We start from the raw sequence: 14,940 nt of genomic DNA on the forward strand, positions 1-14,940 counted from the left end.
TTTAAATTGAACTGCAAAAATAAAATTAATGACACGAATTCACGAATATTTTTTATTTACTTTACAAAAATTATGTTTTAGTTTGAATTTGTTCCATCTTTCATTAAAAATTAATGGTTTTCCTATTAGAAAAGCACAAGCGCTTTTGAAAACTATTCAGAATAAAACTGAGACGGATTTAATCACTTCTATTGAATTTAAAAAACAAGAGATTGTTGAGTTTCACTTAAAGCATAATTCTTTTTATAAAAGTTTTGCAAAAGGTGTTAACCCACAAAATTGGGAGAGCATTCCTGTAATGGATAAACACCACTTACAACACCCCATAAGGGAACGACTTTCCAACGGTTACGCACTAAAAAATGTCTATATAAACAAAACCTCTGGATCTTCGGGCAATCCATTTATTTTTGCAAAAGATAAGTTTTGTCACTCGCTTACTTGGGCTGGTTTTATTGACCGATATGGCTGGTATAATTTAAATTTTAACACCTCAAAACAAGCCCGTTTTTATGGTATTCCTTTAAATAAAGTAGGGTATTACAAAGAACGTTTCAAAGATCTTTTAAGTAAACGCTATCGGTTTTCGGTGTTTGATTTAAGCGATGTTCAATTTGAAAAGAACCTCATCAAATTTAAAACGACTAAGTTTGACTATATCAATGGCTATACAAGCTCCATTGTTCAATTTTCTAAATATTTGAAGCAGAAAAATCTCGTTTTAAAAACCACTTGTCCCACATTAAAAGCATGTATAGTCACCTCTGAAATGCTTTTTAAAGAAGATAAAACTCTTTTAGAAACACAATTTGGTATTCCAATTATTAATGAATATGGCGCTGCAGAATTAGGTTTAATTGCATTTCAAAACACCGAAAATGAGTGGATTGTAAATACTGAAGACTTGTATTTTGAAATTCTAGACGAAAACAATCAAATTTTACCTTATGGTGAAGAAGGCAGGATAGTCATTACCTCACTTTACAACAAAGCACATCCGTTTATTAGATACGATTTGGGCGATATTGGTAAACTTTCAAAAAAAAGCACTCCTGCAAAACCAATTCTTGACACTTTAGTTGGCAGAACGAACGATATTATTTGTTTACCAAGCGGAAAAAAAGCGGCAGGTTTAACCTTTTACTATGTTACAAAAACAGTGATTGAAGACGATGGTAATGTAAAAGAGTTTATTATTGAACAACTAAAAATAGATACTTTTAAAATAAGTTACATAAGTAGTTATGAGCTTTCAGAAGAAAAACTAATAATTATTAAAGAAGCAATTTCTAAATATTTAGAATCTAATCTAACCGTTATTTTTGAAAGAAAAACAGCTTTAGAACGTTCCAAGAGAGGAAAATTAAAACAATTTAAATCGTATTTGTAGAAACAAGTTGTTTCGATTTCACAAAGAAATGCTCATTTAAAAAAATTAGCATATAATAAGCAGATTTTAAGATTGAAAACCCCAACCCTTTTCTATATACTAAATAATTATGTTTTAAAAGATGGATCTTGTTTGAAGACATCGAATTTTTTCTTATTCTATAATATGCCAACGACTGTGAAATGCCTATAGCTGGTTTTTTGGACTTTTTTATTGCCAACAACCATAATGCCCAGTCTTGTCGTTTTCGCAGATTAGGAGCTTTTATTTTGCCTAATACATCAACATTATAGACTCCTGTTAAGTTTCCTATGTAATTACTTTTTAAATATTTTTTATAAGTGAGTTCTGGTAATGCTTTTACTAATTTATTGAGTGCCTTTCCTGTTTCGTCAATTTGTTCATAGTTACTAAAACAGATATCACAATTATGGGTTTCCATGAACTCAATTTGTATTTCGAGCTTCTTCGGTTTCCATAAATCATCTGCATCTAAAAAGGCTATATACTTACCATTAGCTGCTTCAATGCCTTTATTTCTAGAAATTGCTGCACCTAAATTTTTGTTATTTTTAAGTAGTTTTATGTTCTGATGTTTAGAAAGAAATGGATTTACAATTTGAATTGTACTATCTGTTGAACAATCATCAATCAAAAGCAATTCCCAATTTTTATAGGTTTGATTAATAACACTGTCTATAGTGTCTGAAATAAAAGCTTCAGAATTAAACATGGGTGTTATGATAGAAACTAAAGGTCTCAAGGTGATTTGTTAGTATGCTTTGTCTTCGCCTTTAAAGGTATTGAGAATGGGGTCGGACTTCATAAAATGATTTATAAAAAAAAGATTAAAATTTAATAGCAATGAATATCTTCCGCATATATATGTTACCCGAGCTATTTGTTTATATAGCCTGTAAAATCTTTATGTTCACTTTTATAAAGTTCGTCTTGAGTTAAACTCTTAAAATAATTAAAGGTAATTTTCATTCCTTCAGCTCTACCTACTTTTGGTTCCCAATTTAGTAATTTTTTAGCCAAAGTTATATCCGGCTGTCTTTGCATAGGGTCATTAACTGGCAAATCTTTATAAATAACTTTCTGAGTTGTTCCCGTTAACTTAATAATTTCTTCAGCAAAATCTTTAATGCTTATTTCATGAGGATTTCCAATATTAACAGGATAAGTATAATCACTTAACAACAAACGATAAATACCTTCAACTTGATCATCTACATAACAAAACGATCGTGTTTGAGATCCATCTCCAAAAATAGTAAGATCTTCCCCACGTAATGCTTGCCCCATAAATGCTGGAATAACACGTCCATCATTAAGTCTCATTCTTGGGCCATATGTATTAAATATTCTAACTATTCGCGTTTCTATTCCATGAAATCTATGATATGCCATAGTTATAGACTCTTGAAAGCGCTTTGCTTCATCATAGACACCTCTTGGGCCAATGGTATTTACATTGCCATAATAATCTTCAGTTTGTGGATGAACTAATGGGTCTCCATACACTTCTGAAGTTGACGCTATAAGCATTCTCGCTTTTTTTGCTTTAGCTAGTCCTAATAAATTATGCGTGCCTAAAGAACCTACTTTTAAAGTTTGAATTGGGATTTTTAAGTAGTCTATGGGGCTAGCTGGTGAGGCAAAATGTAATATGTAATCGAGACATTCATCAATTTTAATGAATTCTGTAATATCGTGTTCAATAAATTGAAACTGTGTGCTATTTATTAAATGAGCTATGTTTTTTTTATCTCCAGTAATAAAGTTATCCATTCCAATTACATGATAACCTTCCTTTAAAAAGCGATCACATAAATGAGACCCTAAAAACCCTGCTGCTCCTGTTATTAAAATATGCTTCATATCGTTTGTGTTTCTCTTCCTATTGAACTATAATAAAACCCTTTTTTTATCTCTTCTAAATCATATAGGTTTCTTCCGTCAAAAATCACTGGTTGTTTTAAATTAGATTTTAATTTTTCAAAATCTGGAGTTCTAAATAGGCTCCATTATTTACAAATTATTAAAGCATCAGCATTTATTGTTGCCTCAATTTTGTTTAATGCATATTTGATTTTATCTCCAAATTTTCTTTTTGTGTTTGGCATTGCTTCTGGATCAAAAACCTGTACGTTTTCGCCTTTACTTAATAAAGCTTCTATTATGTATAAGGCTGGTGCTTCTCTAATATCATCTGTTTCAGGTTTTAATCCCCAAATCGCAAAAGTTTTACCATTTAAATTATTATTAAAATAGATTTCAATTCTTGGAATTAATATTTTCTTTTGAATATCGTTTACTTTTATTACCGCATTTAAAATATCAAAATCATAACCTGAGCCTTTGCTTGATTTGTATAATGCTTTTACATCTTTTTTTGGAAAGCAAGAGCCACCGTAGCCAATCCCCGGAAATAAAAATCGTTTACCAATTCTAGAATCTGTACCCATACCCGCTCTAACTTTATCAACATCTGCACCAACTATTTCACAAAAATTGGCAATTTCATTCATAAACGTAATTTTTGTTGCCAAAAATGAATTCGCCGCGTATTTAGTAAGTTCTGCAGACTTTTCATCCATAATTATAACTGGATTTCCAGATCTAACAAACGGTTTATACAGTTTTTCCATCAACTCAATCGCCCTATCAGAACTTGACCCAATAACAATGCGCTCGGGTTTTAAAAAATCATCTACAGCAAATCCTTCTCTTAAAAATTCTGGGTTTGACACTACGTCGAACTCAATATTTGTATGACTTGCAATGGCTTCAGTAACTCTTTCCGCTGTTCCGACAGGAACCGTACTTTTATCAACAATAACTTTGTAACTTTTTATATCTCCATGTTCTATGCCTTCTTCTAACGACGTGGAAAAACTTAATCTATTTGCCTTTATATTTCTGTGAAATAACATCTAAATTAGGTTCATAAATTGCACTTCGCCTTTTTGCATTTTATCAACCTTTTTCTTGTCGATGTCGATGCACAATACGTCATTTCCTGTCTCCGCTAAACATGTGCCCATTACCAAACCTACATAACCTGTTCCTATTACTGATACTTTCATTCCGTTTTTTAAGATTATTAATCTGTTTTTTTTGCGTTTAAAAATATTTAACACCGTGTTTCGGTTATAATGTTAAAATCTATTAACAATGGCACTTTTGCATGTTGACATTTTTGTTCCATTACCACCATGCTTAGTCAACCTAAGAGCTACGTAGCCTGCCCCTATGCCGCAAATGTTTTTTAGGTTAAAAATTTGAATGAACTACCTAGACGCAGAGCGTACGAGGTATCAAAACAACCGTAATTAGTTCTCATGCAATTTTTCATAATTACGCTTTCCCTGATTCTGAAGATAATTCTTTATTACTTCTTCATTGGCATATTGTCCTACTGTAGTCACATAATAACCACTCGACCATAATTTACCTCCCCACTATACTCTTTTTATTTCTGGGTCCAAACGCAAAATTTCCTTTGCCGTGATGCTTTTAACTGAATTGATTGTTTTCTTTGCTGAAATCATCGGAGCACTTTGTATCAAAAAATGAACATGATTATCATCCAAACCTATTTCCAAAAAATGTATATCGTATCGCTTTTCAATCTCCAAACAAACTGTTCGCATCGTTAAGGAAACTTCATCATTCAAAACTGTTCTCCTGTATTTTATGGGGCAAACAAAATGATATAGTAAAAGACTTTTATTATGGCTCTTATGAATATGCTCGCTCATAATACCAAAAATACATATCTTTACGCTACACCCAACGCAGAGCCTCGGGGAATTCTACTGATTAAATACGAATTCTTTCTAAGTATACTTACTAGTCTTTTTTTAATATTTTTTTTTTTTTAATATTTTTTTTCCTTTTTCTCTTGCTTTTTCTACCTTTTTTCGGTATCGAATTTTTCTCTTAATATTTCTGAAGCTATAATCAAATATAAAAAAAAAATATCCTAATATTATTACTGTGGCTACTAAAATAGTTGCCAACCAAAAATTATAAGATTCGCTTCCTAATATTATAAAAAGATAAACAAAAACTAAATTAAATCCTCCTATAATAAAACTTGCCTTTTGATGCGAGATTTTAAAATAATCAACTAAAATATGGTGTGTATGGTTTCTGTCAGCAGAAAAAGGGCTCCTCTTATTTGCTAACCGAATTGTAAATACCCTTGCGGTATCAAACAAAGGAACTATTAATATACTAATTGCAATTAAAGGAATGTTCTCCATCAAAAAAGGTAGACTGTCATACTTTTCAGCAGACAATGATAAAAACTTAATAGTCAATATACTAATAATATATCCCGCAATGAGAGACCCTGTATCTCCCATAAATATTTTTTCTTCTGATTCGTTCGATGATAAATTATATTTAAGAAAGGCAATTAAGCACCCATTTAAAGTTAAACTTATCAAAACATAAAAATACTCTTTGGTCATATAAAATATTGTGGCATAAATAATTAAAATTACAATACCAACAATGGCGGCTAAACCATCAATCCCGTCTATTAAATTGTAAGCATTAATAATTGTAACCATAATAAATGCTCCAACTATATAATACAAATAAATTGGTATCTCATAAATACCAAAAAAACCATTCAACGAATGTATTGTAAAACTTTCATTACTTAATATAAATAATACTGATATAAATTGAGCAATAAGTTTTGTGTATGGCGATAATACCAATAAGTCATCTTTAAGCCCAACAATAAATAAAATGGTTAACCCTGGTATAAAATAAATGGCTTCATGATGATTACACCATCCTTTAAGAAAAAAAAGGGCAAATATTAAAGCATAAAAAAAAGAGGCACCTCCCAAAGTAGGGGTCTTATGTACATGCGAGCTCCTGTTATTTGGATTGTCCATAAGATTTTTATACTCAACTATTTTAATAATCTTGGGGATCGTTAAATAAGTTAGAACATAAGCTCCTACAAAAAAAAGTATTGGGTAATAGTATGACACTTCCTTCAACATTTTGTACGACAAAAGTAATGAATTTATAACCTTATAAAGTACATAATAGATTTAAAAACACGAAACGAAATTCTAATATTTAGCCATCTTTTGATATTTAATACATATAGCAAAAAAAATAGAAGGCAAAATTGTAAATAAAAAATTTCCAGATAATGTTATAATAATTAAAAACACGATTAAAAACATTATTAGAAGTTTGTCCTTTTTCATTGGCACGAAAAACTCACGAAAAATAAAGAATATAAAAAATACTAATCCAGGGATACCTAGAAATAAATATAAATCTAAAAATTCTGAATGTGCATTAAAAGTCATTAAGTCTGATCCTCCAAAGAAATAATTTATTGGAGACCAATTATTTCTTATATTTTCAATACCCTTAAAAAACAATTCATTTCTCCTAGAACTTAATAGAGTTATAAAACCACCTTCTTTCAAAATATTTTGCCAAAAAGGAAAAATATTTGCAAAAAAAATGGTGATTGTTTTATAAAAAACAATAAGAAATAACAGGAAGGTTAAAACTAAAAATTTATATATTTTTTGATTAGTAAATACTATAATATATACTCCAAGAAGTACAACATTATACACTAATATAATTTTTGTCCCTATTAAAAGAGATGACAAAACTAGAAAGAAAAGTTCGAGCAAATCTATAAGTTTTCTATATTCGTGATATTTATAAAGTATTAAAGCAATTAGAGGCATGTACAAATAACTTAAATCTCCAGGATGGAGGAATATGCCACAATAACCAAAACGATTTGAAAATGTATACGATTTGAATAGATTAATCTCAAAAATAAAGCCCAACAACATCAAAATAATGTTAAAATATAGAAGCAGCTTGAAAATAAAAAAAAGTGTTTTTAACAACTTAAATTTAACAATATCTGAAAATGTTGTTATATAAAGAACAAAAATAGGCAAATACATATATCTTAAAAAAAAAGATAAATTGCCTTGTTCTAATATATGTAATTGTTCAAAAGATATTAATTTGTTTTGAATAAATTGAGAAATTAAAAAACTTATTAAAAGTACGCAAATTGAAAGGCTAATCTTTTTTTTATTTAAAAGAAAAATTACAAAATAAACAAATAAAGCTGCTTTAATAATTCTTGAAAAACTGAATGGAGCAGAATATAATTCTGCATCTTTTAACTTAGCCAACAATTCACCAATAAATAATAATATCACTGAAATAGAACTTATTGCAATAGTTATATTTGGTTTGAATGTGCTTTTTAATCCAACAAAGTCTTGTATCTCTCGCTTATTAATTTCCATGTATAGTATTTCAATGAAATAGCTTTCATCTTTGCTGAATTAATTTTTAAAATCGTATTGTCTCTTTGGATTAAATTCAAGTTGTTTACTAATTCAATTTCATTTTTAAAATAAAGTGCTTCTTGTTGTGTAGTATACCTGTTGTAAGAAACATCAAAAGCTAGTATAGGTAGTTCTAGACTCATAGCTTCTACTAATGAAGGATTAGTGCCACCTGCACTGTGTCCATGAATATATAAATAACAATTGCTCCTTAATTCGTTAAGTTTTATTTGATCATATATTGGATCTAATAAAAAAACATTATTATAATTTTTATATTTCATTTTTAAAGTCTTTCCATATTCATTGTTATTCCAATTGCCGACAATAATAAGATTGAAATTAGTTTGTGCGAAAGCTTTTAAAACAACATGAATGTTATTTTCTGGCTCTATTCTACAAACTTTAAAAGCATATTCCTTCGGAATATTAAACATTTTAATAGTATGATTCTGTAACTGCTTTTTAAATACATGGTCACCACCATAAGCAATTAAACTACTTTTTTTATTATAAACTTTCTCAACGTGTTTTTGAATACCTTTATTGTCAACCACTACATTATGGCTAAAATTTACAGCAATCTTTTCTTGTAATTTTAAGTATTTTTTTGCCAAATTTCCCCATTTGTCCCTTTTCCATTCCAGTCCATCAATATTTGTAATTATCTTTTTCCCTGTAAATATTTTAATAAATGGTAATATAAAGGCACCACTTACCCCTAAAACCAATATAACATCCGCATAAAAAAGTGAGTGAATGATTGACAATATATCATATGGAATACTCGACTTGCCATTTGCACTTAATGGTAAATATACGAGTCTTACTTTATTGTATGTTCTTGGTTTATTTTTATAGCTTATAGAACTACAGTAAACTGTAAAATCAAAATTCTTGTTTAGGTTCTTGACTAAGTGTTCTACTAAGGTCTCAAAACCACCGTATTTTGCAGGTAGACCAACGGTTCCTATAACCGCAACTTTTTTATTTTTCAAAACTATTTTCACTTTTAATACTAAACACAAATATAAGTGTAATAAATAACCATAATCCCTTTTGATTTTCTAAAATAGATTCTGTTATTGATACTGTTGCAAGCAAATAAACTATAATAGCTCCAAAATAGAACTTTTGTTTATAGCAAACCCAAAAAACAAATATAAAAAGTGCCAATAGCAATAATAATCCAAGAATACCATTATAAATTAACGTTTCTAAATATTGGTTGTGTGCGTTATAATTACTTTCAGCAGCTATGGTTAAATTATACTTTAAATAAGCGTTATTAAAAACATCAATATTTCTTCCTGAACCTATTCCAAACAACCAATGCTCTTTAGCAATCTCATTATACAATGCTTTACCACAAGCATATCTAAAAGAAGTGCCTCCATAACTTAAATTATACGCCTCTGTATTTAAATTTATGGCGTCAAAAAAACGTTTTCTATTTACATAATTTATACTTAACTCAAGAATAATCATTGAACTAATTAAAATAAAAAAAGCAAATAGTATCTTAAATTTCTTTTGCTTAATAACATATCTTAAAACTATAAAACTAGAGCTTACTAAAGTAAAAAAAATAACATTTCTTGAAGATAAGGCGAGCATAAATACAAATACCAATAAACTTATGATTATAGCCTTGACGTTACTTTTGAAAACTCTTACATTATTAATATTTAAAAATTGTAATATACCTAAATGAAAAACTATTGAGCAAACTAAAGCAAATAATGTAGGATGAAACTCAATAGGTTTTACTAAAAGATGATTTGAGAAATACCAATCATTAAAATGGTTTAGGCCCCTGCCAACTCCAATCCCTTCTATGGCATTTATATAAAAAGCATTTGAAACACAAATTAATATAGCTAAAAAAACACCGTTAATAAATATCTTAACCAATAATTTATAATATTGATTAATAAGTTTATAATTAAAAAGCAACGGGAATAAAATTAAAGCAGTCCTTCTGCCATATTCCTTTACTGCTTCTGCCATAAAAATGCTTTCTTGGTTTGTAAAATTAAATCCTCTTAAAACAAAATAGAAGTAAAAAATAAGTATTAAAATATATGCTATTTTAAAGTTTTTAACCTTAAAATTTTCCAAGAACTCATTTCTGTCAAAATTAAAGATCCATCCAACAATTAATAGAATTAAGCCAATATTATTATACCTAATTTTAAATGGTAATAAAAACAAAAACAATGAAAGACCATACACATATATCTTTTCTTTGTTTTTTATGATTGTACTTAAAATTATTCCTTTCATTAATTATTAAACTACTATAAAAAAATTAAATATTTTCTATCAATTCTAAACAAGCTTTTTTGTAATTTGTATAACTAAACTTTTTAGATTTGTTTTTTGCCTCAATTTTGAATTTTTGATGTATATCGGGGTTGTTATATAAATATAATATTTTCGTGCTAATCATATCAATATCTAATGTATCCAAACAAAATCCATTTAGGTTATTATCCACTATTTCAGTAGGCCCGCCAATGTTTGGAACAATGGCTGGTAAACCATATTCAAAACCTTCTAAAATAGTTAATCCAAATGTCTCAACCCAATATTTTGGTATGGACAAATTAAGTAACACATCAGAATTTCGATAAATATCATGGACGTTATATTTTTGATTACTTATAAAATGAAGGTTATCTAAGTTATCATGTTCTAAAATAAAAGCATCAATATCTTCTTTTGCTCCATTTAACATCATAAAGAATTGAATTTTAGGAAAGTACTGCAATTTTTTTGCTAATTCTGTAAAATTATAAACTCCCTTAAAAGATTTTAACGAACCCACAAATGAAACGTTAAATGTGTTTAACTTAACTCCTATCTGTTTTTCTTGTATTATAAAGTTAGTAAACTGTTTATCTAATGAATTATATATTGTTTTTTTAGGTACTTTACTAGAGTCTTCACTTTTTATAAAGTCTGAAACAAAAATATTATAGTGGCTGAAAATTTCAGAAAATTTAAAAAATACTATTTTAAGGAAATTAGCACTTCTTCGTGATTCATGTATATAATAAACAACTTTGTTTCCTGTTATTCTTGCGGCTATTGCAGCTGAGCAAGGATAAATTGTATTGATTATAAAAATGCAATCTTTTTTATAGTACAATAATGCTTTTAAAAAAATTTGTAACTGAAACCAAATTAAATAAAACAATGTCAAACCCTTGTTTTTATGAAAGTTATAAGAAACATAATTGTAATTAACATTGAGATTAGATAAAAACCCTTTCGTTTCTTTGTTAACCATTAAGTCAACTTCATGACCTGCTTCTAAAAACACCTTAATCATTGTTTTTAACATATTCGGAGAGCCACTAAAATCATTAAGTAAGTGTACACAAACTATTCTCTTTTTTTTTGCCATCTTACTTTAATAATTTTAACCAAATAAACCTTATCATTTCCAGTAATAAGGTAATAAAAATATAATATTGAAATAAAGGAAGTAGAATATAGTATTTGTTCTAATTGACCTAACAAGATAATAGAAATCATAAATAAAGTTACTCTGATTGAAATTTTATAATTTTTAAATGCCATTTTAAACGATAAAAAAACAAAATATAACACTCCAAAAACACCAAAAGCTGCCCAATAATTTACAAACAAATTATCTTCCGCGCTATTTAAACCTCCAAACCAAAAGCCTTCTTTTTTTATCTCTAATATTTTAAATGCATTATTATGAATACGAGAAAACAAATTACTTCTAAACTCCCAAGTTTGCATTTGCTTCCAATTCTCCGGCAAAAGCATACTCGGATAAAAAACAAAAATCACCAAAATAAATAAAGCCAAACCAAGCCCAAAAGATATTAATAATTTATTGAAGAAAGTTCGTTTTGACATCAAAATAGTGCTAATTAATAAAGCACTGGATATTAAAAGAACTGAACTTGTTCGAGTAAAATAATATGAAACACATATTATAATAAAAGAAAAAAACATATAGGTTTTATACTTGTTTAGGTAGGCAATAAAAAAACCAAATAAAAGCATGAATGAAAAATAATTAGGGTTGTTCAACCCTATTTTATATAAAATGGTTCCGTCATCATAAAAATTATTATTCACAATCCCTAAGAACACTAATATGGCCATTATTATTGGAAAATAAATAAAATATTTACACATTGAAAGACTTAGGTAAGTTTGCGTTTCCTCGCTTAAATGAGCGTAAATAATGGCTAAAAATAGGAGTATAAATACGTCTAAAGTAAATTTATTAATCCCTGTAATTATAGTAGTTGCAATTAAAATAAAAAAAAAATAAAAAGCGATTCTAGGTATTAAAATACTTTTATATCCATAGATGAATAATACAAAAACAAAAGAAAGAAGAAGTATTCTGAAGGCAAAAATGCCTATTTGTAAAATTTTAATTTCATTAAAAACTTCCAATAACGAAATTGGGAAAAGCATCATTAAAAACAGAAAGCTTGAAATAAATAATCCGTAATATCTAATCTTAATAGCCTTATTCAAATTCAAATGATATTTTATTGGTAAATATACTGTGGAATAAACAACCAAACATTAATATCAAATATAAAAACGTATATCCAATTTTTATATAAACTAAATTTAAAATTGAAAAATCATTTGATAATACCAAAAATAAAAAAGCAAAGTAAAAAACTGTTGATATCAAATTCGCATAAAACATTTGTTTATGTCTGTCAAAAGCAAATAAAACACTATAAATAGGTCCAATTATTGCGTAAGGAATTAGCGCAAATAATATAATCTGCATAGGGAAAACTAGATATGTGTATTTTTCAAATAGGAATGGAATTATATATGGTAATAAAAAATATGATATTAAGATAAACAATCCGATAAAGGAAATATTAACCAATAAATGTCTTTTTGCGTGTTTAATAAGTTGAACTTTATTTTTTTTATCTCTAATATAATCTGGAAACAGCATTTCCAATATACCTCCAGGAATGACCAAACTAAGCGAATAAACCAAAATTATAATCCCATATTCGCCTACTGTCTCCAGCCCAGAATAGGATTCAATTATAAATCGATCAAAATTATTTGCTATAAACTCAAAAAAATTAGTGAGATATATAATAATTCCAGTTTTAAAGAACAAAAATGCATAGCCTTTAAAATTTAAAGTTTCTTTTATGGTTCGCAGTTTTATTTTTTGAAAATAGTAAGTAAAAATTATTGATGTTGCGATAAAAAAAGCCATTCCGAGCCCTGCTAAACCAAAAAAATACAATCCAATAATAGGTAATAATATAGGCAATACACCACCATAAAAGGATGCGCTGATGAAGCTGCTTATTTGATTAGTCCCCCTTAAATAGACTCTTAAAAGAGTAAACGATGCCAAAAAAACACCTCCTATAGCATAAAGTAAATAAAACCAGTCTAAGCCGTATCTTATCAAAAAAAAAGCTAAAATAAATACCGAAACAACTGTATTAATGTATGCGCAAATGCTCAATCTTAATAAATTTAAATCTTCATTCTTGGACTCAGGTAATCTTCTGTCAAGAGCATTTCGAAACCCTAAATTTGCGAATTGAAACGTCCCAGATATCGATTTAGCAATATTATAACGCCCTAATTCTGATAAACTCAAAAACTTAATTGCAATAAATGTCAAAACCAAATTTAACACTTGCATAAAAGCTGATGTAGATAAATATTTGATTATCTTTTTAAGATTCAAAACGTCTTACAATTAGTTGAGATATTTCATTAACAAAATTATCATTTACTTTTTTTTCATATACGGCAGTGCCTTTGTGAGTATACAATAGATAAGCTTGGATATATTTTTTAGGATCTATTGAATCAATTTTGTCTATTTCAGTTGTTATCTTATCAAACAATTGATTAAAGCCATTTAAAACCACACAATTTGGATGAGTTTCATAAAAAACCCTACCCAATAAAAAGGTTTTTTTACCCATAATCAATGATTCATAACCCATCGTATTGGTTATGGTAATAACTCCTTTTGAAAGTTTAATTAATTGTTTAGCCTTAACATTGTGGTGGACTAATTTAACATTGGGGATGGCTTTTATTTTTTTATAAAAATCTATCTCACTAAAACCAACGGCGCTTGGGTGTTCTTTTACCAGCAACGTATAGCAATATGGTAGCTGAATGGCTATGTTTAAAATGTTATAATATTCATCTATATGTTGAGGCGCCAAAACTGAAGTTGAAGATTCGGGGTGAAAATGAATGGGATATATTAAATATTTTCCATTAGTATTAATTTCTTCAATGTCCTTTATACTATATAATGAATTTATTCGCCCTAACCTAATTTTTCTACGAATGTTTCTTTTAAAATATGCTAAATTAATTTTTAAAGCAGGATTCTGAAAATTATAACGGTTCTCATTTATTCCGTACGTTAAAAAATATTTTAACAAGGATAGAATCTGGAATACTTTAGAAGTATTAAAATATTTCGAGAACAAACTTATATTAAGTAATTTTCGCTCGTTCTTCATATAATCGGGCTCAATGGCTATAAAATTATTATAGTAGCCGTCAACCCATTTTTTATCTTTTTCATCAACCTGGAGTTCTCCTTTAGTTATTTTATAATAATTATCCATAATAGACTTACTATCATAAAACGGATTAGGTTCAACACAAAAACGATTAGGTAATGCTGTAGCAGTAATTCCAAAATAATTTACTTGATATTTTTGCCCAATTGTATAGGCGGAATACGCAAAAAAATTAGTAATACCCTCGTAGAGTATTGTGTGAATTTGTTTCGTAGAAAAAATCTCTTCAAAAAAGTTTAAAAGATTTGCTATTACCGATTTAAAATATTCAACTCCTTTCGCTTTGTGTAACCCATACATATTAATTCTTTCAAAATCTGAAAAAAATAACATCCATAGATTTTTATTATAAAGTTCTTTTGATTTAATCTCTATATTATTGGGATATTTTTTAAAATAATCCGAAAATATTAAAATCTCATCATCCTTATCAAAACAATCCTTATAATCCCAAAAGGTTAAAGTACTGTCTAGTGCATAGGTTATTTTATGACCTTGTTTTTTTAATCTTTTACCAATTTTTGTGTATGTATAACCATAATTTGGAGCCTGATTTATTAATATTAAAATATTCATT

The 14,940-nt window shown here is 28.1% G+C and carries 10 protein-coding genes and 2 pseudogenes; 1 reads left to right on the forward strand and 11 read right to left on the reverse strand.

What is annotated here, in order from left to right:
* Window positions 1-28: 28 nt before the first annotated feature.
* Complete coding sequence (locus QLS71_RS06770; protein ID WP_308991789.1) at window positions 29-1,390, forward strand: phenylacetate--CoA ligase family protein; 1,362 nt, start codon at window positions 29-31, stop codon at window positions 1,388-1,390.
* Here QLS71_RS06770 and QLS71_RS06775 read toward each other — a convergent pair.
* From QLS71_RS06775 to QLS71_RS06825, 11 genes and pseudogenes are all read right to left on the reverse strand, one after another.
* Window positions 1,374-2,153, reverse strand: a complete 780-nt coding sequence (locus tag QLS71_RS06775; protein WP_308991788.1) for a glycosyltransferase family 2 protein — start codon at window positions 2,151-2,153, stop codon at window positions 1,374-1,376. The two genes, QLS71_RS06770 and QLS71_RS06775, sit on opposite strands and share 17 nt — an antisense overlap.
* A gap of 134 nt (window positions 2,154-2,287) precedes the next feature.
* Complete coding sequence (locus QLS71_RS06780) at window positions 2,288-3,274, reverse strand: SDR family oxidoreductase (protein ID WP_308991787.1); 987 nt, start codon at window positions 3,272-3,274, stop codon at window positions 2,288-2,290.
* Window positions 3,271-4,482, reverse strand: a pseudogene (locus QLS71_RS06785) (UDP-glucose/GDP-mannose dehydrogenase family protein). Before QLS71_RS06785 ends, QLS71_RS06780 begins: the two are co-directional and overlap by 4 nt.
* 246 nt (window positions 4,483-4,728) lie before the next feature.
* Window positions 4,729-5,157, reverse strand: a pseudogene (tnpA, locus tag QLS71_RS06790) (IS200/IS605 family transposase).
* Window positions 5,158-5,259: 102 nt separating this feature from the next.
* Window positions 5,260-6,423, reverse strand: a complete 1,164-nt coding sequence (locus QLS71_RS06795) for an MraY family glycosyltransferase (protein ID WP_348636627.1) — start codon at window positions 6,421-6,423, stop codon at window positions 5,260-5,262.
* A gap of 1,253 nt (window positions 6,424-7,676) precedes the next feature.
* The gene (locus QLS71_RS06800) at window positions 7,677-8,759 is read right to left on the reverse strand and encodes a DUF1972 domain-containing protein (protein ID WP_308991785.1); all 1,083 of its coding nucleotides are present in this window, start codon (window positions 8,757-8,759) and stop codon (window positions 7,677-7,679) included.
* Window positions 8,749-10,047 (reverse strand): O-antigen ligase family protein, encoded by a 1,299-nt coding sequence (locus QLS71_RS06805; protein WP_308991784.1) that lies wholly within the window; start codon window positions 10,045-10,047, stop codon window positions 8,749-8,751. The genes QLS71_RS06800 and QLS71_RS06805 overlap by 11 nt, the downstream gene beginning before the upstream one ends.
* 25 nt (window positions 10,048-10,072) lie before the next feature.
* The gene (locus QLS71_RS06810; RefSeq protein WP_308991783.1) at window positions 10,073-11,173 is read right to left on the reverse strand and encodes a glycosyltransferase family 4 protein; all 1,101 of its coding nucleotides are present in this window, start codon (window positions 11,171-11,173) and stop codon (window positions 10,073-10,075) included.
* Window positions 11,152-11,808 carry a hypothetical protein gene (locus tag QLS71_RS06815; RefSeq protein ID WP_348636610.1) on the reverse strand — a complete coding sequence of 219 codons (657 nt, stop codon included), beginning with the start codon at window positions 11,806-11,808 and terminating at the stop codon, window positions 11,152-11,154. The genes QLS71_RS06810 and QLS71_RS06815 overlap by 22 nt, the downstream gene beginning before the upstream one ends.
* Before the next feature lie 478 nt (window positions 11,809-12,286).
* Window positions 12,287-13,456 (reverse strand): hypothetical protein, encoded by a 1,170-nt coding sequence (locus QLS71_RS06820; RefSeq protein WP_308991781.1) that lies wholly within the window; start codon window positions 13,454-13,456, stop codon window positions 12,287-12,289.
* Between the two features lie 34 nt (window positions 13,457-13,490).
* The gene (locus QLS71_RS06825; RefSeq protein WP_308991780.1) at window positions 13,491-14,939 is read right to left on the reverse strand and encodes a hypothetical protein; all 1,449 of its coding nucleotides are present in this window, start codon (window positions 14,937-14,939) and stop codon (window positions 13,491-13,493) included.
* Between the last annotated feature and the right edge of the window lies 1 nt (window position 14,940).

The organism is Mariniflexile litorale (assembly GCF_031128465.2).
In the GTDB taxonomy this organism is placed as follows: domain Bacteria; phylum Bacteroidota; class Bacteroidia; order Flavobacteriales; family Flavobacteriaceae; genus Mariniflexile; species Mariniflexile litorale.